General features: G+C 66.1%; 17 protein-coding genes and 1 tRNA gene. 5 read left to right on the forward strand and 13 right to left on the reverse strand.

Going from position 1 to position 25,393, the window contains the following annotated elements; all coding sequences use genetic code 11:
• Positions 1-2: 2 nt before the first annotated feature.
• The 11 genes from KF907_RS14245 to KF907_RS14295 all read right to left on the reverse strand — a co-directional run bounded on the left by KF907_RS14245 (position 3) and on the right by KF907_RS14295 (position 10,220).
• Positions 3-1,373 carry a DUF1800 domain-containing protein gene (locus KF907_RS14245; protein WP_291221419.1) on the reverse strand — a complete coding sequence of 457 codons (1,371 nt, stop codon included), beginning with the start codon at positions 1,371-1,373 and terminating at the stop codon, positions 3-5.
• On the reverse strand, positions 1,370-1,846 hold the full coding sequence (locus KF907_RS14250; RefSeq protein WP_291221421.1) for a periplasmic heavy metal sensor: 477 nt from the start codon (positions 1,844-1,846) through the stop codon (positions 1,370-1,372). The genes KF907_RS14245 and KF907_RS14250 overlap by 4 nt, the downstream gene beginning before the upstream one ends.
• Positions 1,834-2,220 (reverse strand): hypothetical protein, encoded by a 387-nt coding sequence (locus tag KF907_RS14255; RefSeq protein ID WP_291221423.1) that lies wholly within the window; start codon positions 2,218-2,220, stop codon positions 1,834-1,836. The genes KF907_RS14250 and KF907_RS14255 overlap by 13 nt, the downstream gene beginning before the upstream one ends.
• A 13-nt stretch (positions 2,221-2,233) precedes the next feature.
• On the reverse strand, positions 2,234-3,154 hold the full coding sequence (locus KF907_RS14260; RefSeq protein ID WP_343214765.1) for an RNA polymerase sigma factor: 921 nt from the start codon (positions 3,152-3,154) through the stop codon (positions 2,234-2,236).
• Positions 3,093-3,395 carry a hypothetical protein gene (locus KF907_RS14265; protein WP_291221425.1) on the reverse strand — a complete coding sequence of 101 codons (303 nt, stop codon included), beginning with the start codon at positions 3,393-3,395 and terminating at the stop codon, positions 3,093-3,095. The genes KF907_RS14260 and KF907_RS14265 overlap by 62 nt, the downstream gene beginning before the upstream one ends.
• Positions 3,396-3,859: 464 nt before the next feature.
• Positions 3,860-3,952, reverse strand: a tRNA-Ser gene (locus KF907_RS14270).
• A 477-nt stretch (positions 3,953-4,429) separates the two neighbouring features.
• Complete coding sequence (gene csrA / locus KF907_RS14275; RefSeq protein ID WP_291221427.1) at positions 4,430-4,633, reverse strand: carbon storage regulator CsrA; 204 nt, start codon at positions 4,631-4,633, stop codon at positions 4,430-4,432.
• Positions 4,634-4,962: 329 nt separating this feature from the next.
• Entirely contained in the window at positions 4,963-7,599 is a 2,637-nt protein-coding gene (gene alaS / locus KF907_RS14280; protein WP_291221429.1) for an alanine--tRNA ligase, read from the reverse strand.
• A gap of 61 nt (positions 7,600-7,660) precedes the next feature.
• Positions 7,661-8,149 carry a regulatory protein RecX gene (locus KF907_RS14285; protein ID WP_291221431.1) on the reverse strand — a complete coding sequence of 163 codons (489 nt, stop codon included), beginning with the start codon at positions 8,147-8,149 and terminating at the stop codon, positions 7,661-7,663.
• 347 nt (positions 8,150-8,496) lie between these two features.
• Positions 8,497-9,528: a recombinase RecA gene (gene recA / locus KF907_RS14290; RefSeq protein ID WP_291221433.1), complete on the reverse strand. Its 1,032-nt coding sequence runs from the start codon at positions 9,526-9,528 to the stop codon at positions 8,497-8,499.
• A 140-nt stretch (positions 9,529-9,668) separates the two neighbouring features.
• Positions 9,669-10,220 carry a CinA family protein gene (locus tag KF907_RS14295; protein ID WP_291221672.1) on the reverse strand — a complete coding sequence of 184 codons (552 nt, stop codon included), beginning with the start codon at positions 10,218-10,220 and terminating at the stop codon, positions 9,669-9,671.
• Between the two features lie 288 nt (positions 10,221-10,508).
• On the opposite strand from KF907_RS14295, the gene KF907_RS14300 reads away from it, so the two are divergent.
• Positions 10,509-12,044 (forward strand): hypothetical protein, encoded by a 1,536-nt coding sequence (locus tag KF907_RS14300; RefSeq protein WP_291221435.1) that lies wholly within the window; start codon positions 10,509-10,511, stop codon positions 12,042-12,044.
• 521 nt (positions 12,045-12,565) lie between these two features.
• On the opposite strand, the gene KF907_RS14305 is transcribed toward KF907_RS14300, so the two are convergent.
• Positions 12,566-15,523, reverse strand: a complete 2,958-nt coding sequence (locus KF907_RS14305; RefSeq protein ID WP_291221437.1) for a proprotein convertase P-domain-containing protein — start codon at positions 15,521-15,523, stop codon at positions 12,566-12,568.
• 446 nt (positions 15,524-15,969) lie between these two features.
• On the opposite strand from KF907_RS14305, the gene KF907_RS14310 reads away from it, so the two are divergent.
• Positions 15,970-17,685, forward strand: a complete 1,716-nt coding sequence (locus KF907_RS14310; RefSeq protein ID WP_291221439.1) for a sigma 54-interacting transcriptional regulator — start codon at positions 15,970-15,972, stop codon at positions 17,683-17,685.
• The gene (locus KF907_RS14315; protein ID WP_291221441.1) at positions 17,682-20,369 is read left to right on the forward strand and encodes a serine/threonine-protein kinase; all 2,688 of its coding nucleotides are present in this window, start codon (positions 17,682-17,684) and stop codon (positions 20,367-20,369) included. Before KF907_RS14310 ends, KF907_RS14315 begins: the two co-directional genes overlap by 4 nt.
• 25 nt (positions 20,370-20,394) lie before the next feature.
• On the opposite strand, the gene KF907_RS14320 is transcribed toward KF907_RS14315, so the two are convergent.
• Entirely contained in the window at positions 20,395-21,396 is a 1,002-nt protein-coding gene (locus KF907_RS14320; RefSeq protein ID WP_291221443.1) for a helix-turn-helix domain-containing protein, read from the reverse strand.
• On the opposite strand from KF907_RS14320, the gene KF907_RS14325 reads away from it, so the two are divergent.
• Together KF907_RS14325 and mutS are read left to right on the forward strand one after the other, a co-directional pair.
• A complete protein-coding gene (locus tag KF907_RS14325) occupies positions 21,360-22,652 on the forward strand; it encodes a Gfo/Idh/MocA family protein (RefSeq protein WP_291221445.1) in 1,293 nt (430 codons plus the stop codon). The two genes, KF907_RS14320 and KF907_RS14325, sit on opposite strands and share 37 nt — an antisense overlap.
• A gap of 146 nt (positions 22,653-22,798) precedes the next feature.
• Positions 22,799-25,363, forward strand: a complete 2,565-nt coding sequence (mutS, locus tag KF907_RS14330) for a DNA mismatch repair protein MutS (protein ID WP_291221447.1) — start codon at positions 22,799-22,801, stop codon at positions 25,361-25,363.
• The last annotated feature ends 30 nt before the right edge of the window (positions 25,364-25,393 follow it).

Consider the following 25,393-nt stretch of genomic DNA (forward strand, 5'->3'; position numbering starts at 1 on the left):
GCTCATCTCCTCAGGAACTCGGGCGCGACCAGCAGCAGCGCGAGACCCGTGCTGCGACTCTCCGCCGATGCGATCGCGCGTGCCGTCGACTGACCCAATCCGCCGTGCAACAAAGCCTCGCCGAGCGTGCGCGGATCGAAGCGGTCGCCGATACGTTCGGCGATCCGCTGAGCCACTTCGACGCGTCGCACCAGCGCATCGGGGCCGGCCCAACTGGCTGCCACGTCATCAAAACCGGCCGGCGAGCCGGGTTGCCAGACCGCCTGCCCGAGCTGCTGCAGCACCGCTGCGGATCTCATCTCGCCCACGTCGCGCACATCGATGCCACGCAAAATCGAAATCAGCCATTCCCAAGGCGTCTTGAACTTGCGCGCCGCAGGATTGGCACTCTCCGGTGCGTCAACGAGGGCGCGATACACACTGGGCAGGTCGCCATGCGTCTCGTCGAACACGCGTGCAAGACGATTGACCAGGACTGGCGACGGTTCATCGGCCACGAAATGTCGGACCAGCTTGGTCGCGATGTGCCGCGCCGTCGCCTCGGCCATGGCGAGATCATGCAACACGGCCAGCGCCTGCGCTTCGCCTTCCTGGGCGTAGCGACGGCCACGGATGGTGCGCACGCCTGGCTCGTGCAGGGCGTTGCGGAACATGAACTGCCCGGCCGCTTCCGCCTCGGCGCGACGCCCGATACCGCCAAAGCTCCAGCCGGTCAATGCGCGCGCAAACTCGGTGACATCTTCCTGGCTGTATCCACTGCGCACACCGAGCGTGTGCAGCTCCAGGATCTCACGGGCCAGGTTCTCGTTGAGCCCGGCCTTGCGTTCGCCGTTGCGATCGTTTCGGCGCCTTGCCAGCGGACTGTTCGGTCCCACCGACTGCACCTGGTCGAGATACAGCTGCATGGCCGGATGCCTTTCGACCGCCAGCAGCATGTCTTCGAAGCGTCCGAGCACATGCGGACGGATGGCTTCGAACTCGAAGGCGCCAGCCAGCGGCGCAACCACGAGCTTGTCCACCGAAATCGCAAAATGGTTCGACCAGAAGTGCACCAACCGTTCGACGAACGGCGTGTCAGTGGTGATTGCGGCATGGATGCGCGCATCGACAGCCTGACGGTATGTGTCACGCGCATCACGGCGCTGCTTGCGACGAGCGTCCTTGCGCGTGTCGTCACTCTCGTCGCGCATCGACAGGCGTGCCGCGCGCAACTCGCCAGCGAGCTCTGCGCTGCCTGGCAATGATTTCCACATCGATGGCCTGGGTTCGTAGCGTTCAAGCTGGTTGAGCAGCCACCGCCGCGGCGCCATGGAAATCGCGTCACCCGCCCGCGCGCCCAAGCCAAATCGATTGACGGCAATCAAGGTTTTCATGGTTGCTTGCGCTGGCGAGGCTTGGCGCGCTTCAGCGCATCGACCAACACGATGCGCTGGTCCGCCGGCAGGGATGCGGCAAATTCGACGACACCGGCTTCGATCCGTACGCGAATCGCCTGCTCGGCCGCCCGCGCCCGTTCCAGTTCCGCTTCAAGGGCGGCGCGATCCAGTCGCTCCGCACCGAGCAAGCGCGCAGCCTCAATGCGTGCCGCTCGTGCAGTTTCGCCTTGTTCTTTCATCTCGCGCATGGCCTCGCCGAGCATGCGCCGGAGAGTGCGCCGATGATCTGGTTCCAATTGCATCACGGCCTGACGCAAATGACCGCGACCTGGGTTGAACCCGGTCATCGCAACGGTCTCGGCACGCTTGTGCACCAGCACTCGGCTGACCAATGCCCCGAGCACGAACACATTGAGTGCGAGAGAGACGATCAGCAGGATCTGCAAACGACGACTCATCATGGCTGCCATTCCTCCCACTCGTACGCGCCAAATGCCGTGGCCTGGTCATCCGCCCAGTTCAGCGCAGAGGAGTCGTCCTGCGGCAGCGCCACCGGCAACAGCACACCGCACGCCGCCCCGGCCGCTGCCGCGCTGCCGAGGGCCAGCCCGAGCCACCATTCGCGCAACAGCGAATGCGACGCGCGTGGCCGAAATCCCAGGTTGACGCGGCGGATCAGATCCGCATCCGGCCCTGCCAGCACATAGGCATCCAGCAGTTCGTCGAACTCGAGCGCGACACTCTGCTGGCGTGCCGCCTCGGCATCGCCAGCCAGGAATCGCTTTGCCGCCTCACGCTCGGCTGCCGGCCATCGTTCCAGCCTGCCTCCATAGCTCGCCAGCAATTGCGCAAATCGCTCAGGTTTCACGTTCTTCCTCCAACAGCTGCTGGCGCAGATTGCGCCGTGCTCGGGACAGCAGGCTTTCCAGCGCCTCGACACTGATTTCCATCGCCGCCGCAGCCTCCTGGTTGGAAAGCCCCTGAAAGTGCTGCAGCACGATCGCCTCACGCTGCCGCTCCGGCAGCGCATGCAGAGCCTCCTCGACGCGCTTGCCGCGCTCGTCAGCCGCGATGCGCTGCTCGGGCAGCGGGTCCGGGTCGATGCGGTCCGGCACCTCGGCATCCGGGTGCGTGCGTCTGCGCATGCGCAAACGATCGTGGCACAGGTTCAGAGCCACCTGATGCAGCCAGGTATCGAACCTGGCAACGCCTGGCCGCCATGCCGATGCGCGCTGCCAGACCCGAAGCATGCATTCCTGCGCCACATCCTCGGCCTCGCTGCGATCACCGAGCATGCGTTGCGCCAACGCCAGCAGGCGCGGCAGCTTGCGCGACACCAGGGTCCGCGCCGCATGTCCCTCGCCCCGCCCAACGCGGGCGACCAGATCGATGTCCGGGTCGATGGCGTCGTGCGGATTCAAGCTGCCACCCTGTTCCAATGCCGTGTCCGCGCTCGGCTGCAACCGACGGCACACGGATGCCGCAACGCCATCCGTCCGATCATTCGGCACCTCCCGCAACACCCGAGTTGCTCCCAGCCCATCGTAGTCATTCACATGGGTACCGGCGACGTTCGCATCGATCGCCCGCCACTGCGGGACGGTCGACGCAGATCGAGATGACCCGCTCGACATTGACATGGACCGTCGGTGTGTTCGCATCGACCTGCACCGGCATGGACATGCACCCTTCGCCGCACGCGGCGCAGGCGTGACTTCAGAACTGACGATCGTTGCGTTGACGGAAGATGTTCGCGCTGGCGCGATCCTGACGCACATGCAGGCGCGCACGTTCGATCGCGTTCAAGCCACCACCGTCGGCACGCATTCGGGCTTCGGCCCGATCGATCCGGGCTTGCTGGTGGCTAAGGCGCGCCGCTTCCAGCCGGGTCAACTGACCGGCAGCCCGACCGTTCTCTATGCGCTGCTGCTGAACAGCCTGCCGGCCGTCGATACCAGCGTACGCCGGCATGGAAAGCATCCCCGTCAACGCAAGCGCCGCGCAGGTCTTGATCATCATCTTCCGTTCTCCTCTGATCATTCGTTCAAACCAGGCCAGCACGTGTGCGTGGCAACCCTTGAACGGCGCAGCGGGCGAATTCCGTCGCGAAGGATTCGATCGGGATTCAGGTACGGAGCCTCGCGGCCAAGCCGAATGGAGTTGCTCCATCCGCACGGGTGACCGCTACCCGGTTCCGTACCGGTGGTGACTCAGGAAGTCCGCCGTCCGTCCTGGGCCATCGATCGGGCTCGACGCCGCAAGTCCAACCCGGTGAACGTTGTCGCTGGAGTTCACTTGCTCTCCCCGTCCCGTCAATCGGAACGGACAGCGTCGCAGGCAATGGCCCGCACGGTCAGGGCCGGGACAGGCCCGAATCAACTGGTCGAACCCTCGGGATGCCCTGATCAATCCCTTGGGGGTTCGTCCATGCCTCATCCCTGCCAGATACGAAAAAAGCCCCTTGCGGGGCTCATTTTCGTATCTGGCGGAGAGAGAGGGATTCGAACCCTCGATAGAGTTTTTGACCCTATACTCCCTTAGCAGGGGAGCCCCTTCGGCCTCTCGGGCATCTCTCCGGAATTCTGTGGCTGGGCTTTGCAGTGCTGGCCGCCAGCACTCAAGCGTGACGGGGCCGCGACTTTACCGCACCCGCCAGCCTGCGCCAACCCACCGGCGGAAACGCCATGAACAGCCGCCGGCGCCGGCAGATCCTCACCGGCACTGAATGCGCAAAAGCCCGGATTGGGAACCCTGCCGTCTTGAGCGTGTTCTGGTTATCACGCAACGGCGTCACCGTCCTGTGCGGGCGCAGATCAAGGCGCGACGGCAAAGGCAGGCTGGCCGTATGTCGAGCCGACGCAGCGCCGAACTGCGCCCGTACAGGACGGCCCCAAGCTCTTGATTCCCTATGACGGGGTGACATCTGCAAGCCACTCACCGAGATTCACGCAATGCACGAATGCCGGCGGAGGAGTCTGTGTGACCTGTTCAGAGCGGTGCCACGACATCCGGTGGGATCACGCGACGCCAGGGAAACGCATGCGCCGGCAGGATCAGCTTTCACCAGTCGACGATACATCACCGCCTGAATGCTGTTCGCGCTTGATGCGCTGGTAGATCTCTTCACGATGCACCGCGACATCCTTCGGGGCGTTGATGCCGATACGCACCTGATTCCCCTTCACGCCGAGCACAGTCACGGTCACCTCATCGCCGATCATCAGGGTTTCTCCGACGCGGCGGGTCAAAATCAGCATGTTCTACTCCTTGGAAACACTTGTCGTCGATCCGGCATGTCTGCCCCGCGCGGGTACCCGTGAGCGCAACGGCGTCATGTCCTGAGACCAAGGCCAGTCTCCCTGACTGGTCCCGCGGCCCGTCCCCCAATGCGAAGCCTCGACCGGATCATCAGCGAAACCATTTGCAGCCTGCGCAGGCTCCGCTGAAACACCAAGCCTCGCGATACTAAGACATGCTCTCGAAGGGGCGCAACGGACGATGGTCATGGTGTGGCCATCCGTCCAGGGCGGGATCAATGCCCTGGCGCGAACGGAGTGCAACTCCATGAAACATCCACGATTCCCGCTCAGGCAGCGCGCTCGGCCACCCATTGGGGAACACCGGCGAGCGCGCCGGTGAGCTGTGGTGAGTCGACTCCGCCCCCCTGCGCCATGTCGGGGCGCCCACCGCCCTTGCCGTCGATCGCCCTGGCCACGTGAGCGACGATGTCGCCGGCCTTGATGCGGCCGAGCGCGCTGCCGCCGACACCACCGACGAGGGCGATCTTGCCTTCACTGCCGGAGGCCAGCACGATGACGCAGTCACCGAGCTTCTGCTTCAGCGTATCGACGCCATCACGCAGGGCCTTGGCGTCGAGGCCGTCGACACGCGCGGCGACGACCTTGATGCCGGCAACATCGACTGCCGTGCCGGCCAGATCCGAGGTCGCCGCACTCGCCGCGCGCGCCTTCAAACCGTCGAGTTCGCGCTCGAGCCTCTTCTGGCGATCGAGCAACTGGCGCAACTTGTCGACCACGTCAGCGGCGGATGACGACAGCAATGCGCCGATCTCGCCGAGACGCGACTCCTCATCGGTCACGTAGGCGATCGCCGCCGCACCGGTCAGGGCTTCGATGCGGCGTATGCCGGCAGCGACGCCGCTCTCGCCGACGATCTTGAACAGACCGATGTCACCGGTGCGTGAAACGTGCGTACCACCGCACAGCTCGGTCGAGAAGGCGCCCATGCGCAGCACGCGCACCTCGTCGCCGTACTTTTCACCGAACAGAGCCATGGCACCGGCTGCGATCGCGTCGTCATAGGGCATGTGGCGGACATCGACTTCGACATTGCCACGGATCTCGGCATTGACCAGCTCCTCGATGACGCGCAATTCCTGGCGCGTGACCGGCTGGAAGTGCGCGAAGTCGAAGCGCAGTCGGTCGGGTGCGACCAGCGAGCCCTTCTGCGTCACGTGCTCACCGAGCACCTTGCGCAGCGCCGCATGCAGCAGGTGGGTTGCCGAATGGTTGAGCACCACCGAGCGGCGGCGTTCATCGTCGACCATGGCGACGACCGGCTCGGAGGGCGTGAGTGCGGCCTTGCCATGCCAACGCCCGACATGACCATGGAACACGCCACCCAGCTTGATCGTGTCGCCGACCTCGAAGCGTCCAGCAGACGTGGCAAGCACACCGGTATCGCCGACCTGTCCGCCCGACTCTGCGTAGAACGGTGTGCGGTCGAGCAGCACGATCGCCTCCTCGCCATCAGCCAGCGTGGCGAGGCTGCGCCCGCCGCGGATGATCGCGACGACCTTGCCAGCGTCGGCGTGGATGGTCTCGTAGCCAAGGAACTCGGTCGGCGCAAGACTGCTGGCGACCTCGGCCGGCAACTGGCCCTTCGACTCGAAATGACTGGCTGCGCGCGCACGTTCGCGCTGTTCTTCCATGGCCTTCTCGAAACCGGCCATATCCAGCGAAAGCCCGCGCTCACGCGCGATGTCGGCCGTGAGGTCGACCGGAAAACCGTAGGTGTCGTAGAGGCGGAATGCGTCCACCCCGGGGATCGTGTCGCCTGCCCGGGCAGCGACGTCCTCGAACAGCTTCATGCCCTGTTCGAGCGTTTCACCGAAGCGTTCTTCTTCGGCCCTGAGTGCGCGCTCGACGAGCTCGCGCCTGGCCGGGAGTTCGGGATAGGCAGCGCCCATCTCGGCACACAGCGGCTCGACCATCTTCCAGAAGAATTCGCCGCGCACGCCGAGCATCCAGCCATGGCGCAAGGCGCGGCGGATGATCCGGCGCAGCACATAGCCCCTGCCCTCGTTCGAAGGCAGCACACCATCGACGATCAGGAACGCACAGGCGCGGATGTGATCGGCGATCACACGCAGCGACTTGTTCTCGAGATCGCTCGTCGCGGTCAGTTCGGCCGCGCGCCGGATCAGGGCCTGGAACAGGTCGATCTCGTAATTCGCATGGACGTGCTGCAGTACCGCAGCGAGGCGTTCGAGACCCATGCCGGTATCCACGCAGGGCGCGGGCAGCGGCGTCAGCGTACCGTCGGCGGCACGGTCGAACTGCATGAAGACGAGATTCCAGATCTCGATGAAGCGGTCGCCGTCCTCGTCCGGCGAGCCGGGTGGACCGCCGGCGATGTGTGCACCATGATCGTAGAAAATCTCCGTGCACGGACCGCAGGGGCCGGTGTCGGCCATCTGCCAAAAGTTGTCGGAGGCAAACGGCGCACCCTTGTTGTCGCCAATGCGCACGATGCGTTCGCTGGGAATGCCGACTACGTCCTTCCAAATTGTCCAGGCCTCGTCGTCGGTGTGGTAGACGGTGACGAGCAGGCGATCCTTCGGCAGCTTCCAGACGCCAGTCAGCAACTCCCAGGCCCAAACGATCGCATCGCGCTTGAAGTAGTCGCCGAACGACCAGTTGCCGAGCATCTCGAAGAAGGTGTGATGACGTGCCGTGTAACCGACCGAATCGAGATCGTTGTGCTTGCCGCCCGCACGCAGGCAGCGCTGCACATCGGCGACGCGTGCACCCGGTGGTTTCTCGCTGCCAAGGAACATGTTCTTGAACGGGACCATGCCCGAATTCGTGAACAGCAGAGTCGGATCACTCGACGGTACGAGCGAGGCCGATGGCACGATCGCGTGACCCTTGGAACGGAAGAATTCGAGGAAGTCGGAGCGGATTTCGGCGCTGGATTTCATGGAATCGGGCTGACAGGTGGCATGACGGACACGACCGACATGCGTCCGCGACAACCACCTCTCAATCGAAGTCGTCGTCCGGATCGCCGCACTCGGCGCGCGTGAGGGCGCTCACTGTGGCGGCATCGAAGCCGCGGCGCAAGAGAAAACCGGCGCGACGGGCACGCTCGGCGGACTCGACGGCCGGTTTGCGGCCGTAGCGACGCTCCATCTGACGGCGAGCGTTGTCCAGCCAGTCGGCTTCGACATCGGCCAGGGCGGAAGCGACCGTGGTCGGATCGAGGCCATGTGATCTCAACTCGGCGGCGATGCGCCGCGGACCGTAGCCCGAGGCAGCGCGACTGCGCGCGAGCACGGCCGCAAAGCGGGCGTCATCCTGGTAACCGCGTTCGACGACGCCATCGAGCGCTCCCTCGACCTCCGCCGGCGCATAGCCGCCACGTTTGAGCTTGTCGCCGAGTTCGCGCCGCGACTGCTCGCGCCGGGCAAGCAGGCTCAACGCCTTGCCGAAGGCGTCGGGTTTCGGACGCGGAGGCTTGGGCGCGCGCATGCCTACTCCGGCAGGTTCGGATGGATCGGGCGCCTGGTACCGACGCACCGCCGGACAATAGCCGGAAACGGGTACCGGCGCCGCATGCTTCCGCCCGGCTGGCAGCACTGATCCCGCCCGGAAAGTTCGATCAGTGGCCCGCTCCGATCGAGTGTGCAGGTCAATGCAAGAGCACGTTCAAACAAGACGGCCGCGCGCGAACGCCCCTTTCGCGACCGCCCTTCGACGGCGATGCAGGCCTGCCCCCCTCCGGCCTCGAAACCCGGCGATCGACTTCGCGCGCGACCGGAAGGGCCCAGGGCGTCCGTTGGCGACCTGGCGCAACGACCACACCGCCTCGCACCGACTCAGGCCTCCTCGACCTCGACCGCGGGCAACGGCGAGGCGCCACCCTTGACCAGCAGCTTTTCGCGCAACGCGGCGTCGATCTCGTTGGCGATCTCGGGGTGTTCCTTGAGGTATTGACGCACGTTGTCCTTGCCTTGGCCGATGCGGTCACCCTTGTAGCTGTACCAGGCACCGGACTTTTCGACGAGGTTGTGCAGCACGCCGAGTTCGATCAGCTCGCCTTCGCGCGAGGTGCCCTCACCGTAGAGGATCTCGAACTCGGCCTGGCGGAACGGCGGAGCGACCTTGTTCTTGACGACCTTGACGCGCGTTTCCGAGCCGATGACCTCGTCGCCGCGCTTGACCGCGCCGATGCGGCGGATGTCCAGGCGCACCGAGGCGTAGAACTTGAGCGCATTGCCGCCGGTGGTCGTTTCCGGGTTGCCAAACATGACGCCGATCTTCATGCGGATCTGGTTGATGAAGATGACCAGACAACCGGACTTCTTGATGTTGGCGGTGAGTTTGCGCAGCGCCTGGCTCATCAGGCGCGCTTGCAGGCCGACATGCGAATCACCCATCTCGCCCTCGATCTCGGCCTTGGGCGTCAGCGCAGCGACCGAGTCGACCACGACCACGTCGACCGCGTTGGAGCGCACCAGCATGTCGGCGATCTCGAGCGCCTGTTCGCCGGTGTCCGGCTGAGACACGAGCAGATCGTCGACCTTGACGCCGAGTTTCTCGGCATAGGTCGGGTCGAGCGCGTGCTCGGCGTCGACGAAGGCCGCGGTGCCCCCGGCGCGCTGGCAGGCGGCGATGACCTGCAGGGTCAGCGTGGTCTTGCCCGAGGATTCCGGGCCATAGATCTCGACCACGCGCCCACGCGGAAGGCCGCCGATGCCGAGCGCGATGTCGAGGCCGAGCGAACCGGTCGAGACCGTCTCGATCGACTCGTTGGCCTTGTCGCCCATGCGCATGACCGCGCCCTTGCCGAACTGCTTCTCGATCTGCGAAAGCGCGGAAGAAAGCGCGCGGCGCTTGTTGTCGTCCATCGGGGTCACCCTTGTTGAAAGTCGGCGAAGGAAAACGCGCGGCGTTCTCAGCGATTGAGACCCGGCGACATCGAGCGTGCGTGCACACCCGGGCTTGATTATCCCATACGGTCGCGCAGCGACCAGCGGTGATCGCCGCGTCAGCTTGTAAGAATTCGCCGCACGCCGTCGAGTGCGGCAGCAACGGTCTGCCGGCGCACAGACTCGCGGTCGCCGTCGAAATGGAACAGTTCGGCATGCGCATAACCGCCGCGGCGCTTCCAGCCGATCCAGACCGTGCCGACCGGCTTGCCGGGTGTCGCGCCGGTCGGCCCGGCAATGCCGGTGACGGCCACAGCGACCGTCGCGCCGTAGCGCGCGAGCGCGCCTGACACCATCTCGACGCAGGTTTCCTGGCTGACCGCGCCAGTGCGTTCGAGCGTCTGCGGCTGCACGCCGAGCAGGGCTTCCTTGGCCTCGTAGCTGTAGGCGACGACGCCGCACTCGAACCAGCCCGAACTGCCGGCGATGTCTGTCAGCACCTTGGCTATCCAGCCGCCCGTGCACGATTCGGCCGTGACGATGGTCTGGTTGTGCGAGATCAACAGTTCGGCAATCGTGTTGCCGAGCGCAAACAATTGCGCATCGTCGGCGATGTCGGGGTTCATGATCGCGGTCGGGGCCGGCACGCGGCACAGGGAAAGTACGATCATACCCGACATGGCCGGCAACACCGGCGACTTGCCTCGACGATCCGTGCGCGGGGCATGCCTGTGGCCACTCCTCTCTCAAGCCCATGCGCCATTGGAAGAAGCGTTGAACGTGGGTACGGGCTGCCATAGCATTCCTGCCGCCGGGAGTCCGATCGCCTGCCCCGTGCGGGCGGCGCGGCGAATGGCAACCCGGAGACGGTGCCGCGGCCGACGCTCATCGCCGCACCAACGACCGTCCGTGTGAGCAGGCCGCCCGCTGACGGTGGGAGGAATAGCATGCAACGTGGATTGACAACCCTTGGCGCCATGGCACTTGCCGGTTTGCTGGCAGCCAGCGACTGCGGCGCACAGGGCTTGCCGAGTTTTCCGGGTGCTGAGGGGTTTGGCGCGGTGGCGACCGGCGGGCGCGGCGGACAGGTACTGTTCGTGGACACGCTGGCTGCCGATCCGGGCGGAACGCTGGGCTCGGGCAACCACGGCTCGCTCAACTGGGCACTGCGCCAGCCCGGCGCGCGCACCATCGTTTTTCGGGTCAGCGGCGTCATCGACGGGCCGGCGTGGGTGCGCTCGGGCGATGTCACGGTAGCCGGACAGACCTCGCCGGGCGGCATCATCGTGCGCGGCCTGATCTGCGGTGTGCATTACGGCGGCGAGGCCTGCGACAACCTCATCGTGCGCCATCTGCGGCTGCGTCCGGCCTGTCATCTGGCGCCGCCGGGCAACTGCCCCGGGGCGGACGACGCGCTGCGCCTGGACGGCGTCAAGCGCGCGATGATCGACCACGTTTCGCTGGCCAATGCCAGCGACGAGGCGCTGCAGCTGAGCTGGGCCTCGCAGGTGACGATCCAGAACTCCATCCTGGCCGAGACCGAGGGCGGGCACGCCATCTACGGCGGCATCCTCATCAACTATTCCAACGGCGACTGGCCACTGGACGGGATCAGCATCGTTCGCAACCTGTTCTACCGCATCAAGGGGCGGCTGCCGGAAATCAACTGCGAATCCAGTTCGCAGGACGACATTCCCCCGCGCCTGATCGATGCCTGCCAAGACATCCCGTTGCGGTTGGAAGTGTCAAACAACGCCTATTTCGATCCCTACTACTACCTCACCTACAACCCGTGGGTGGACGGTGACGAGGCCAACGGTCCGTTCCGGCTGCAGCTCAATCTGGTCGGGAACCGCTTCCGGGTACGGCCATCGTTTCCCTACGGCATGGTCGACCACGTCATGCTGGGCGTCGATGGCCACACCAGCCAGAACAGCCTTTACGTCAGCGACAACCGGATCGACCTGTATCCGGGCCTGGCCGACTATGCGCTGTTCTACTGCTGCAACGACTTCTCCACGACCCTGCCCGGCGGCAACACCGACCTCGGCAGCGCCACGCGACGCAGCACGCGGCACGCGTTTCCGCCGATCAGCTATCAGCCCGGCGACGGCCTGTTCGCGCTGCTGGCCCCGAGCGTCGGCGCGCATCCGCACGACCCGATGGACCGGCGCATCGCCGCCTCGGTGGCCAGCAACGTGATTCCCGCGGTGCCGCACGAACAGCCGGTGGCCAACGATGCGCTGGATCTGGATTTTCCTGCCGGTTCACCGCCACCGCCGCCGGTGGACAGCGACGAGGACGGCATGCCCGATGCCTTCGAACAGGCCCATGCCACGCTCGGGCTGAACCCGAACCTCGCCGACAACAACGGCCTCACCCTGTCCCTGCCCCTTCTGGGCGTGGCCGGTTACACCAATCTCGAGGTGTATCTGGCCTTGCTCGGCGGCGGCGGAAACGACCGCATATTCGACGACGGATTCGAGGGCGGCTGACCGGCAGCGACCCTGGTCGCATACCCCAAACGGATCGTGCGCAGCCGACAGGTTCCACAGTGGCCACGGGCATCGGTGCGGCAGCGGGACACGATCGCAGCCCACTCGATGCCGAGGCGGCGCAGGCATCAACGCCCCCAGGCGGCGACGCCGGCGACTTGCCGCGACGGTGCGCGCGCGTGGAATACCTCGCGTTTGTCGCGAACACGCGCCGCGATGGGCGAAACCGCCCTGCGCGCGAACCTGCTGCACCTGACCATTGGCCGAGAACACATGCTGTCCCGCGATGTTCAGCCCGTGGCGGAAGCAGACGGCCGGCGCGGCGGGACTCAATGAATCCTGCGTCGTGACCCGTTCCCCGGCGCGGGCAGCGCCGGGGAAGACTGGCAGCGCTAGGGATGTTCTGATCAATCCCACAACGGCGTCACCGTCCTGTGCGGGCGCAGATCAAGGCGCGACGGTCACTGTCGAGACTTGCATCGCATTGCGCCTGGTCGTGTTTGGACATTGCCTCGAAGCCATCACTCGAATCCATTGCTGAAAATGATGTCACCGGCCGATGGCCCGCTGATGGTGTAGGTGGTTGTCGCACCATCGTCAGTGTCGATGGCGGTGGCATCGGTGAAGGTGCGAATGGTCATGTCGCCGGGGGCACCGACGCCGTTCCAGGTCGCCGTCAGGATGGCGGTGTACGGCGTGCGATTGGGCAGCAGGCCGTTGCCATCGGTGAGCGAGATCAAGTGGCCTCCACCGGCGGTGAAACCATCGTTGCAGGGCAGATTGCCGCGACGACACTCCGCGTTGGTGATCTGCATGCCAACCGGTAGTGCGAAATCGGCGGTGAAGCTGAGGTTCTGACTCGGGCCAAGGTTGCTGATGTCGATTTCGACGGTAACCGTATTGCCTTGCCAACTGTGCCGCGTACCGGTCACTGCGAGATCGGTGATGCGCTGGATCGGCATCAGCAACTGCGCGCTGTCGTTTTCCGGAGTGTTGTCGCGGGTGCCACCGATGGCCAGCGGAACACTGCTGCGACCATTGATCACAAGCGTGCCATCGCCGGCCAGTTCGGTGAGGGTGCCGATGGCGACAAAGGTCGCCGTGCCGCCCACCGGCAGGCTGAGGGCGGCGTCGATCTCGTTGCCGAGGCAGGCGCCGAAGCAGGGAATGACCGGCGTGCAACTGCCACCCGCGGACGTGGTGCAGCCCCAGGCCGCGTTGTCGATCGAGTCAGTGAGGCCGGTGGGAAGGCCGGCGCGGAAGCGACCATTGCTCGTCGCCATCGGCCCGTTGTTGGTGACCGTCCAGGTGATCACCACGCCGTCGCCGGGAACCGCCTCACCCGTCCCACTGACCAGCGGATTGTTGGACTGCCCACTCACGGCGACGGAAAGATCGGAAATGGCCGGCGCGCTGGCACTGCAGTCGATGTCCAGCGACCAGTCGTGGAGCTGGCCGCTATCGCCGTTAGCGAGATCTTCGATCTTCAGTGTCCACAGGCCGCTGGCATCGGCGCCGTTGTTGCCGGTGGTGCGTCGGCCAACCAGTTCGGACAATGGATTCGCGGGAACCACATCGCCGGACAAGGCTGGATACCCCACCGGTGTGCCGCAGGCGGTCTGGGCCGGCGTGACCGCTGCATCGTCGAAGCTGGCCACGATATCGTCATGACCGCAGCTGCCGCTGGCAGCGCTGGCCGAGGCAGCCGGTCGATTCAGCAGTGTCACGATGCCCTCGCTGCCACCGATGAAAATCTGGCCGTTGGGATCGGTCAACGTCACGCGCAGGTCACCGATGTAGGTGTGCTCGATATCGAGGCCGACACGCACCCTCTGCACGTAGTTGCAGCTGCCGCCATTGAGGAAATTGATGGTGCTGGTGACCGAGCTGTTGTCCGCAATCGTTGCGCTGCAGTTGGTGTTGAAACCACCGCTGCTGCAGCGTGCACCTGGCAGGCTGGGCATGCTCGCGGCAATCACGAAGTCGGCCTGGATGCGCTGTCCCAGCGAATCCCAGCTGTTGTGGCCGCGGATGCCGCCGACAAGCAGGCGTACGGTCCGGCTGTTCCCGATGCTGGAGGGGGCAACGCCGCGCACCTGCAGCCAGTCGCCGTTCTTCACCCAGCGTGCGTTGCCCCAATCGCCGAAGCCGATGCGCAATTCGCCACCCAGCACCAGCGCCGGAACGTAGGCGCCGTTGTCAAGCCCGGTCACCTGCACCCAATCGGATTCACCAATGCTGTTCGGTCGGGCGCTGGCGGCGGCGAAGCTCACCGAGTTCGGCAGCGTGTCCCAGGGTTCGGCGCCGAAAGCTTCGCCGACGCGCATGGATAGCAGTGGCCGTTTGTTGGAGGATCCGATGTCGGTGTGGTTCGGCCAGCCCTGCGAAATCGTGTACAGGCTGAAAATCCTGCCCTGTCGCGACAGCGCCACGTCGTTGGCATTCAGGACGCCCTGGTGGCACTGATTGGAGAAGTCCGCGACTGGCTGCCAGTCGAACTGGCCGCTGCTCGAAAAGCCCGTGTCAGGCTGGCCGTTGGCCAGCAGCCGCGCCAGTCCCAGCGAGGCGTCATTGCGCATGCAGCTCCGCGGCGACAGATCGGACCGTGTGGCGTAGATCACCTTGCCATCCGGAGCGAGCGCGGCGCCGCCGAAGTCGAGGCTGCTGTTGGCCTGATCGTGCCCGAGTGTGGTCACGACCGGGTAGGGCAGAACGTCGCCATCCCGCGGTGCGTCCAGCCAGTAAAGCTCGCCGAGGTAGCCGCTGCCCTGCGAGTGGTGCGGCATGGCCTGCCGGATGTGGCCATTCGGCAGCGGCCACATCAGCTCGCTGGCCGGAGGACGGTAGAAGCCCACGAACGGGGCCGCTTGGAGATTTCTGAAAGGAGCGAAGGTGGTGTCGAACTGGCCGTCATAGCCCAGTCGCAGCGTGTTGATGTCGCGCCCGCCACTCCCACCAAGCTCGCCCAGCGTCACGAGGATGCCGTTGCCGGGCTGCTCGGCGACCGCAAACACCGTGTTGAAGCTGTTGTTTTGGGATAGCGGGAATTCGACCACGCCGTTCTCACCGAAGCCCAGGTCCTTGTAGCCATCGGCCTTGCGCAGCTCCACCAGTCCGTGTCTCTCGGTGCCCAATCCAAAGGGGCCCGGACGGGTGATTTCTCCACCCGCCACGATGCGCCCATCGCCAAGTTGATCGACCACCAGGCAGCGGGTTCCGATGTATGAACCTTCCCCGCCGAGGATCAGCACCCCATCCTCCGAGCCCGGCGCCCAGTTCAGGTCCTGCTGGCCGTTGGCGTCGAGCCGGGCGACATAGCCCATGGTACGGTCGGGGAACACGGCGTCGCCGCAGATCAGGGCGCTACCGTCGGGCAGCACCAGCAGATCGTTGACGGTCATGCCGTCCACGCCGTTGCGGCTCAGCGATGCCAGGCCGCTGACGCCGTAGGTGGCGTCGGCAAATCCGCCGGACATCATGCGGCCGATCAGTGCGACGGGTGCTGCGGTGTCGCCGGCGTCATCGCCACCGATGAGGATGCGGTTGTAGGCGTCCCAGGCAGCCACGCGAAACTCCCGGTCGGCGTCGATGTTGAGCTGGGTCGGGAACGGATTCTCGCGTTCACCATCACCGTCGAAGCCGGTGTCGGGATCGGTGGGCGCAGCATGGCCGATGGAGGCCGAGAGGACGAGCGCGATGAACGTGGTCAGGGACAGCAGGCGTCGTTGCATGGAGATGGCTCTTCGTGGTGATTTGCGAATGTCATTCCACGTTCCATGCCAACGGTATCTATCCTTTCTAATCAATTACCTACGCACGCTTGGTTCGTGATCGCGAACGGAAATCCACACGCATTCCGTCGTCGGGTTCGCAAACGCGAACGCATGCGCTAACCTGCGACCTTGACCGGTCGGGAACCATCGGCATGCAGCGGATCCGTGTCCATCTCGACGTGCTGGAACCTGCCGGCGCCGAACTCTCCCGTCGGCAGTTGGATGTCGGTCGCTACCGGCTGGGGCGCGGCGCCGATTGCGAGATTCGCGCAGCGCTGAATGGCCTGTCGCGTGAGCACGTGCTGCTGGAGGTGCTGCCATCCGGTGGCGTGATCGTCGAGGATCTCGGCTCCACCAACGGCACGCGTGTCGATGGCCTGCCGGTGCAGCGTGCGGCGATCCGCCATGGCGCCACACTGCAGGTCGGACCGCTGCAACTGTTCATCACGGAAGCCGATCCGCAACTGGATGGCCTGGCCTACCGCACCGGCGATGCGCCGGCGCCGACGGCAACCACCGATCCGGTGGAGCAAGGCACCCAGCTTCACACCCTGCGTGAACGCCTGCGTGATGCGCTGTGGGGTGGCGATGCCTCCTGGGAAGCCGCGCTGAGCCGACGCATCACGGCAATCGCCGAGATGCTGGGTGTCGAAGGCCTGCGGCTGACGCGCGTCGGTGCCTCGCCCTCGGCAACGACGATTGCGGCGGTCGGAGATGTGGAGAGCGCAAGCGAAGCACTGGCCGATGATGGGCGCTACCTCCTGTGTGCCACTAATGGAACGTTGAAGCGCCACCTGGGGCTCGCCGAACTCGCAGCGACCTGGCTGTCCTGGTTGCCCGATCCGCCGCCGACACCTCCAACCGCGTCGCCGCCGTTGCCATCCCTGCCCGGCATTGCGACAGCGGACGCCGGACTGCGCCGGCAAATGGATGCGCTGGCACGCCTGGCGCGCTCGCGCGTGGCAATTCTGCTGCTCGGTGAAACCGGCGCAGGCAAGGACGTGGTGGCGCGCTGGGTGCATGCCTGCTCACCGCGTGCCGGCGGGCCCTTCGTTGCGATCAACTGCGCCGCGCTGCCGCGTGATCTGCTCGAGGCCGAACTGTTCGGCGTGGAGAAGGGCGCGGCCACCGGCGTTGCCGAACGCCCGGGTGTATTCGAACGCGCTGACGGTGGCACCCTGTTCCTCGACGAGCTGGGTGACATGCCGCCGGAAACCCAGGTGCGCCTGCTGCGCGCGCTGGAGGACGGGCGCATCCATCGTGTCGGTGGCCGCAACTTGATCGCCGTTGACGTGCGTCTGGTCAGCGCCACCCATCGCGACCTGGAGCAGGCGGTGGCAGATGGCGAGTTCCGCCTCGACCTGTTCCACCGCATCGCCGGCTTCGAGGCACGAATTCCACCCTTGCGCGAGCGTCGCATCGACATCTCGCCGCTGGCGATCCATTTTTTCCACGAGGCGTTGGCGGAGTCGGGCATCCACAGCCCGGGCATCACCGAGGCCGCCCTGCGCGACCTGCAGGCCGCGGACTGGCCAGGCAACGTGCGCGAGCTGCGCCAGGCCATCCACAGCGCCACCGCGCTGCTGGCCGCTGGTGATGCGCTGGATCGCCAGCACCTGCCACCGCGACTGCGTGGTGTCGGCAGCGCCCGGCCGCTGATCGAACATGCGCCCGCTGGCGGAGACGTTGTCACCCTGGCGCATGCCACGGCGCAGGCCGAACGCAATGCCATCCTGCGTGCCATCGATGCCGCCGAGGGTGATGCGGAGCATGCCTGGACGCTGCTCGGCATCGGCAAGACCACCTACTACAAGAAGTTGAAGGAGCTCGACATCGGTCGCGGCGGCGACGGAGCGCTGCCCGCATGATTCCGGCAACTGCAGATGAGAACTTCGCCACCGAGCTGCTTGACCTGACCGAGTCGCTCGCACGAGAGCCCGAAGCCAGCGCGGACACCTTCGTCGGTCGCCGATTCGGCCGATTCCGTCTGCTGCGCGAACTTGGCCGAGGCGGCATGGGGCGCGTCTTTCTTGCCGAACAATCCGGCCCGGTGACAAGGCGGGTGGCGATCAAGCTGCTGACCAGTCGCCGGCTGGATGCCGAGGCCCGGCACCTCTTCGATATCGAGCGCGCAGTGCTGGCGCGCATGCAACATCCGGCCATCGCGCGGCTGATCGAAGCAGATACCACCGCCGATGGCATGCCCTTCTTCGCGATGGACTACGTGGATGGCCCGCCGCTGGATCGATACCTGCGTGAACAGGCGCCGACGCTCGACGAGCGCGTGTCGATGCTGGTCGAGGTGGCGAACACCGTGGCGCATGCGCACCGACAAGGCCTGGCACATTGCGACCTCAAGCCCAGCAACGTCCTGGTGCAAGCCATCGATGGGCGCTGGCAGCCGCGCCTGATCGACTTCGGCATCGCCCGCAGCGTGGATATGGCCGATAACGGGGAAGAGGCCGGCACGCCGGCCTACATGAGCCCAGAACAGGCCACGCCTGGTGCCATTGTCGATATCAGGGCCGACGTGCACGCACTGGGCGCGTTGCTGCTGGAGGCAGCGACCGGTCAACGCCTGCGCGACCCGTTGGATCTCAGCGGGCAGCCAGCAGCGCTGGTCAGGCAACGCATTCGCGAAGGTTGGCGCGCTCCGTGGCCGGCGCTCCCGCCGCAGGCCCTGCATGTGTCCCGCTTCCGCTGGCGTGAGCTGGGATGCATCGTCGACAAGGCCCTGGCCCATGATCCCGAGGCGCGCTATCCCGGTGCCGACGCCTTTGCCGCGGACCTCGTGCGCTGGCAGCAGAGCCGGGCGCTGATCGCCATGCCCTCCGGCTTTGGCTACCACCTGTACTGCTGGGTGCGGCGGCATCGCGCCATTGCGGCGTTGTCGCTGGGCCTGCTGCTGGCCGTGATCGTTGGCTCCGTCGCCACGCTCAATGCCTTGCACGAGGCGCGCCAGCAACGTGACGAAGTGATCCGGCGCGAGCAGGCGCTGGCCGAGACGGTGCGTTACCAACGGGCGCTGCTGGAAGGCATCGATCTGCGCCGCTTCGCCTCGCAGCTGGTGGGTGGCCTGGTGGAGAAGCAGGCTCGGCTGGATGCGGAAACCGGTGACGCCACTGCCGTGGCGCTGGGACAACAGCTGCAGAAGCTGGCGCCTGTGGACGTGGCGCGTTCGCTGCTCGGCTCACAGTGGCTGGATCCGGCGGCGTCACTGCTGGTCAGCACCGACGCCGATCCCGGCCTGCTCGCCGACATGCACTTGCTGCTCGCGCGCATCAATCGCCGCTTCAGTCGGCTGGACGAGGCGGCGGCCGAAGTGGCAGCGGCCCGCAAGGCCTATCGGCATTCCGGCAATGCGGAAGGCGAGCTGGCGGCGGATTTCGAGTCTGCGCGGATCGTGCAGTCGCGAGGCAACGCCGTGGACGCGCTGGCGCAGCTTGAATCGGTGCTGGCGACCATCCGCGAACGCCTGCCCGAGATGTCGCTGTTGCGCATGGAAGCCGAGGAAGCCTACGGAACGGCACTGGTCAACCAGGGGCGCTATGCCGATGCACTGGTTGCGTTCCAACTGGCGATTTCGCTTGGCATCGAAAGCGGGCGCAACGACAGCCAGTTCCAGGGCCTGGTTTCGCTGGAGGAGCGCACACAGCTGTACGCCGCCGGGCAATGTGATGGGGATCTGCTCTTGCGCATGCAGCGCAGGAGTGACGACTGGGCAGGACTGGACGATCCTTCGGCGCAAGCAGGCGCCCACTACAACCTCGGCAGCTGCCACTACTGGCGCGGCGAATACCGGGCCGCGCTGTCCGAGTTCGAGCGGTCGGTGGCGCTCTACCGGCAGTTTGGCGGTGACTACCATCCGTTGTTGCCGTCCCTGCGCTCGATGCGCAATCTGTCGGCATTGGGCGCGGGGAAACTTGAAGGACTGGAGCCGGCCCTGTCCCAGGCCGCGGTGGATGCCGAGCGCAGCAGCGGCAGCGACAGCGTTGCGGCACTGGTGGCGCGGCAGGCACTGGCCGAATTGTGGTCACGCCAGGGCAGCCATGAGCAGGCGCTGGCTGCCTACCGGCGCCTGCTGCAGGATGCTGCGGACCTGGAGCAGGCCAACCCTGCGCTGGTCATGGGCTGGCAGATCTTCAATGGCCAGGCGCTGCGGCGCGCAGGCAAGCTGAGCGAGGCGCGTGCGGCGTTGGCGAATGCCGCAGCCGCCTGCGAGAAACTGCAGGGCGAAAACCACATGGACTGCCTGTCGGCCCGCGTAGACGAGCTGGACCTGCACCAACGCGAGGCGCCGGTGCCCGTGGCGAGTGCTGCCGCGCTGTGCGCGCGCATCGATGCCGTGGCCATGCCGGATGCACTGCTGCGCAGTCGCTGCTCGGCGCTATGGTTGGCAACTCTGGAAGCCGACGGCGCAGGGCCGGAACGGATCGAGGCACTGCGCGTCGAGCGGCTGGGCTGGCTCGACGCGGCGCAACTCGACCAATACGCCGAAGAGGATGCCGCTGTCCTCCGTGCTTGGGTCCGCATCCACGACAGTACCCGATAGCGCCGTCGCTGCGAGGCACGCCAGTTCAAACGTCGGCACCCGCGCGCCATGTTGACGGCGACACTCCCGCGACCGTGCGGAACGCCCTGGAGAAGGCCGATGGCGAGTTGTAGCCGACCTCCATGGCCAACTCGGTGATGGACCCATTCCAGCCTGCGCGCAAGGCGGCTTGTGCCGCCCGAATGCGAATGCCGTTCAGGTGCGCGCGGAAGTGGAACGGCGGAATGCTTGCGAGCAAGGTGCTTGCCTGCTTCTCCGGCACGCCGACGCGGCGCGCAAAGCGTCGCAGGGTGAGGTCGGGGTCGCGGAAATGCTGGTTCTCGCCCAGTGTCCGCAGCAGGTCCGCGGCGGCATCGGCAAGCTCGGGACCTCGGATGAGACTGCGCAGCAAACGGGTGTAGTGGTCACCGAGATGACGCGCACCGAACCAGTGCATCGCCAGGATCGAGCTGGCAAGGGCGAACAACGTGCACCAGGCGACATAAAGAACGTTCGAACCGATCAGGAATACCAGCAGGAATCCCGCCCAGACGGCTGCCAGGATGCCCCGCATCACACGACCCCAGTGCGCCATTTCTGCCGGCGCCTGTGCATTTCCCGGCAGCAGGACGAACATGAATCCCCAAGCCAGCAGGGCCGTATACACCCACATCGATGCCGGGTCGCCGCGCTGGTTGGGTATCCAGGGCGACGCGACGGCGAAGCCAAGGGCGAGGCACAGCCCAAGCACTGATGCGGGTGTGAAACGCTCGCCACCCAGCGCCCTGCAATGGCCGAAGACGGCCGGCGGAACGAGAATCATGCCGGCCAGTCCGATGTTGAGCAGCCAGTCGGGCAGCACCACGAACGCGTTCAGGGAGGACTTGCCCATGCGCACGGCGAGCCCGCACAGGGCGAGGCACAACCAGAACGTCGCTGGATGCCTAAAACGCGGAGCGGTAGCCAGGTGCACGGCCAGCCAGAGCAATTGCAGCGTGCCCGCCATCAGCAATGCGGCCGCCACCAGACCCGGCATTTCAGGATTCATGCGTTGACAACTCCGGTTTCGTGAAGCTTGGGCGATGGCTGCGTGCCAGCCTCCGGAGACACCCCCGATGGAGTTGCACCATGCACATGAACCGAACCCGCCGCGACTTTCTGAAGACGGGCAGCCTCGCCGCCGCAGCCCTCGCCCTGAAGTCCAGGGCCGTGCTGGCAGACGCTGCGGGCAGCCCCGCCGGACCATCCCGTCGAATCGGCATTGCCGTCGTCGGACTCGGCAATTTCGCGGACATCGCGCTGCCACGCATCGCATCGTCCCGCCGGGCGCGAATCACCGCCCTGGTGAGCCGTGATGGCGACAAGGCCAAACGCTACGCATCGATCCATGGCATCGACCGGCAGCATCTCTACACCTATGACGATTTCGATCGCATCGCCATGGATGATACGGTCGACCTGGTCTATCTGACCTTGCCGGTCGGCCTGCACGCCGAATTCGCGATCCGGGCGATGAAGCTTGGCAAGCATGTGCTCAGCGAGAAGACGCTGGCGGCGTCGGTGGCGCAGGGCGAAGCCATGCTGGCAGTCGCCCGCGAGACCGGCCGGCATCTCATGATCGCCTACCGCACCTGCTTCGGACCGGCCTATGCGGCGGTAAGCGCCTTGATCGAAGGCGGCGAGCACGGCCGCGTCGTGCACGTCGATGCGCACAAGGGCTTCCCCATCAGCGTCCCTGGCGACAACTGGCGGTTCGACCGTCGTCTTTCCGGCGGCGGCAGTCTCGTCGACGTGGGGGTCTACAGCATCCAGGCGGCACGCATGTTCGGGGGCGGCATGCCGGTCGAAGTGAGCGCCCAGGCCAGCTCGCCGCGGGACCGGCGCTTCCGCGAAGTGGAGGACACCATCGCCTTCACCTTGCGCTTTCCCAATGGGGTCCTGGCCAGTGGTTCGTCGAGCTGGTCCTATCGCCTGCAGAATCGCCTCCGTGTGGGGCTTGAGCGCGCCTGGGTCGATCTGGAACCCGCATCGCCACTGCTGAACCAGGTGCTCACCATCGCCACCATCGAAGGCGGACATGCGGGGGAATCACGTCCCTTGCCGCAGCAGGATCAGCTGCCACTGATGTTCGACCACATGGCAGAGGTGATCATCGACGGACTGCCGTCCAAGGTTCCCGCGGCCGATGGCCTGAGTGATCTCTACATCATCGATGCGATCCATCGCGCGGTGTCCGGTACCGGTGTCGCCACGGTCCAGGCACGCCAGGCGGGGATGGCACCCGACGCCGCTGCCCGTGTCTGACACCAGGCCGAACCGCGTCGTGCGGCCGATGGGGGTGCAGCGCAGGGAAAGCGGAAGCATCACCGACGCAGGCGGCAACACCGGCGACTTGCCGTGGTGGCGCGCGCACGTGGGATACTTCGCGTTTGTCCCGAACACGCGCCGCGATGAGCGACTCCGCCCAGCACACGCCCCTGATGCGCCAGTACTTCGCCGCCAAGGCCACGCATCCGGATGTGCTGTTGTTCTTCCGCATGGGCGATTTCTATGAGCTCTTCTACGACGATGCGCGCAAGGCCGCGCGGCTGCTCGACATCACCCTGACCCAGCGCGGCACATCGGCCGGCGCGCCGATCCCCATGGCGGGCGTGCCCTACCACGCGGCCGAAGGCTACCTGGCCCGGTTGGTCAAACTCGGCGAGTCGGTGGCGATCTGCGAGCAGATCGGCGATCCGGCCCTGGCCAAGGGTCTGGTCGAGCGCAAGGTCGTGCGCATCGTCACGCCAGGCACGGTGACCGACGAGGCCCTGCTCGAAGAGCGCCGCGACAACCTGCTGTTGGCGGTGAGCGCCGGCAAGAGCGGCTATGGACTCGCCTGGGTCGATCTCGCCGCCGGACGTTTCCTGCTTGGCGAGGTCGCCGGGGCCGAAGCGCTCGCATCCGAACTCGCGCGGCTGCAACCCGTCGAGACCCTGGTCGGCGAGGATGTGGCGTGGCCGAAGTTCGTGACCGCCCTGCCCGGCCTGCGCAAGCGTGCGCCCTGGCATTTCGATAGCGAGACCGGGCGCCGCGAACTATGCCGCTTCTTCGGCACACGCGATCTTGTCGGCTTCGGTGCGGAAGGCCTGACCCTCGCCATCGGCGCCGCCGGCGCCCTGCTCGGCTACGTCGAGGAAACGCAGAAATCCGCATTGCCGCATCTGGGCGGACTTGCCGTCGAGCGCAGTGATGACACCATCGCACTCGACGCGGCGACGCGGCGAAATCTGGAACTCGACACGCACGTCTCGGGCCAGCGCGGCGCGACCCTGCTCGGCGTGCTGGACACCAGCGTCACGCCGATGGGCGCGCGCCTGCTGCACCGCTGGCTCAACCGACCCTTGCGCGACCGCGTGACCCTGCGCCAGCGTTACCACGCCGTGCGCGCCCTGATCGAAGCGCGCCGCATCGAGGCGCTGCGCGATGAACTGCGTGGCATCGGCGACCTCGAACGCATCCTCGCCCGCGTCGCGCTGCGTTCGGCACGGCCCCGCGATCTATCCACGCTGCGTGATGGCCTGGCGCGCACGCCAATCCTGCGTGCCCGCGTCAGCGGCATCGACAGTCCGCGCCTCGACGCCCTGCTCGACCGTCTCGGCGAACACGCCGGCACCGCCAACTTCCTCGCTGCGGCGATCGTCGAACAACCGCCGGCGCTGCAACGCGACGGCGGCGTCGTGCGCGCCGGCTTCGATGCCGAACTCGACGAACTGCGCGCGCTGGCGACGAACGCCGACCAATTCCTCATCGACTTCGAAGAACGCGAGAAGGCGGCGACCGGCATTCCGACCCTCAAGGTCGGCTACAACCGCGTGCACGGCTACTACATCGAGATCAGTCGCGGCCAGGCCGACAAGGCGCCGACCCACTACACGCGGCGGCAGACGATCAAAGGCGCCGAGCGCTACATCACCGAGGAGCTGAAGTCGTTCGAGGACAGGGTGTTGTCGGCTCGCGAACGCTCGTTGATGCGCGAGCGCGCGCTCTACGAGCAGGTGCTCGACACGCTCGCCGCCCAACTGGAAGCGCTGAAGTCGGCTGCCGCCGCGGTCGCCGAACTCGACGTGCTGGCCTGCTTTGCCGAACGTGCCGACACGCTCGACTGGAACGAACCGGAACTCGTCGACGAAGCGGGCATCCGCATAGGGCGTGGCCGCCATCCGGTTGTCGAGCAGGTGCGCGAGGAGCCGTTCGAGCCAAACGACCTCGCCCTCGACGACAGTCGCCGCATGCTGATCGTCACCGGCCCGAACATGGGTGGCAAGTCGACCTACATGCGCCAGGCCGCGCTGATCGTGCTGCTTGCTCACATCGGCAGCTACGTGCCGGCCGCGCGCGCCGCGATTGGGCCGATCGACCGCATCTTCACGCGCATCGGCGCCGGCGACGACCTCTCGCGCGGGCAGTCGACTTTCATGGTCGAGATGAGCGAGACGGCCAACATCCTGCATAACGCAAGTGAGCGCAGCCTCGTGCTGATGGACGAGATCGGTCGCGGCACCAGCACCTACGACGGTCTCGCATTGGCCGAGGCCTGCGCGCGCCATCTCGCCACGGTCAACCGCGCATTCACCTTGTTCGCCACGCACTATTTCGAGTTGACCGAACTGCCAACCCGGCACCCGACCATCGCCAATGTGCACCTGGACGCGGTCGAATACGGCGACCAACTCGTGTTCATGCACGCGGTCAAGGACGGCCCGGCCAACCGCAGCTTCGGTCTGCAGGTGGCCGCGCTGGCCGGCCTGCCGAAGAACGTGATCGCCGACGCGCGCCGCGTGCTGCAGTCGCTCGAAGACGGCACGCATGCGATGGCGGAGACTGCGGCGAAGTCGGATACAGCACAGCTCGGCCTGTTCGCGGCAGCGCTGCCTTCGCCGGTGGAGGAAGCCCTGCGCCGCATCGATCTCGATGGACTCAGCCCCAAGGCTGCGCTCGATGCGCTCTATCGTCTGCAGAGCCTGCTCGAATGAGGCATCGGCAGCAGCCCGATCGACATCCTC

The organism is Dokdonella sp. (genome assembly GCF_019634775.1).
Lineage (GTDB): Bacteria > Pseudomonadota > Gammaproteobacteria > Xanthomonadales > Rhodanobacteraceae > Dokdonella.

Bases quoted from the DNA above. Each gene is read 5' to 3' on its own strand.
- KF907_RS14260 (WP_343214765.1), bottom strand. From the start codon at position 3,154: ATGTGCGTCAGGATCGCGCCAGCGCGAACATCTTCCGTCAACGCAACG.
- KF907_RS14305 (WP_291221437.1), bottom strand. From the start codon at position 15,523: ATGATGTCCGGCGGATTTGCCGACGCCACCTACGGCGTCAGCGGCCTG.
- KF907_RS14310 (WP_291221439.1), top strand. From the start codon at position 15,970: ATGCAGCGGATCCGTGTCCATCTCGACGTGCTGGAACCTGCCGGCGCC.
- mutS (WP_291221447.1), top strand. From the start codon at position 22,799: ATGAGCGACTCCGCCCAGCACACGCCCCTGATGCGCCAGTACTTCGCC.
- KF907_RS14320 (WP_291221443.1), bottom strand. From the start codon at position 21,396: ATGAATCCTGAAATGCCGGGTCTGGTGGCGGCCGCATTGCTGATGGCG.
- alaS (WP_291221429.1), bottom strand. From the start codon at position 7,599: ATGAAATCCAGCGCCGAAATCCGCTCCGACTTCCTCGAATTCTTCCGT.
- KF907_RS14285 (WP_291221431.1), bottom strand. From the start codon at position 8,149: ATGCGCGCGCCCAAGCCTCCGCGTCCGAAACCCGACGCCTTCGGCAAG.
- KF907_RS14295 (WP_291221672.1), bottom strand. From the start codon at position 10,220: ATGATCGTACTTTCCCTGTGCCGCGTGCCGGCCCCGACCGCGATCATG.
- KF907_RS14265 (WP_291221425.1), bottom strand. From the start codon at position 3,395: ATGATGATCAAGACCTGCGCGGCGCTTGCGTTGACGGGGATGCTTTCC.
- KF907_RS14250 (WP_291221421.1), bottom strand. From the start codon at position 1,846: ATGGCAGCCATGATGAGTCGTCGTTTGCAGATCCTGCTGATCGTCTCT.
- csrA (WP_291221427.1), bottom strand. From the start codon at position 4,633: ATGCTGATTTTGACCCGCCGCGTCGGAGAAACCCTGATGATCGGCGAT.
- KF907_RS14325 (WP_291221445.1), top strand. From the start codon at position 21,360: ATGCGGCCGCCACCAGACCCGGCATTTCAGGATTCATGCGTTGACAAC.
- KF907_RS14245 (WP_291221419.1), bottom strand. From the start codon at position 1,373: ATGAAAACCTTGATTGCCGTCAATCGATTTGGCTTGGGCGCGCGGGCG.
- KF907_RS14315 (WP_291221441.1), top strand. From the start codon at position 17,682: ATGATTCCGGCAACTGCAGATGAGAACTTCGCCACCGAGCTGCTTGAC.
- recA (WP_291221433.1), bottom strand. From the start codon at position 9,528: ATGGACGACAACAAGCGCCGCGCGCTTTCTTCCGCGCTTTCGCAGATC.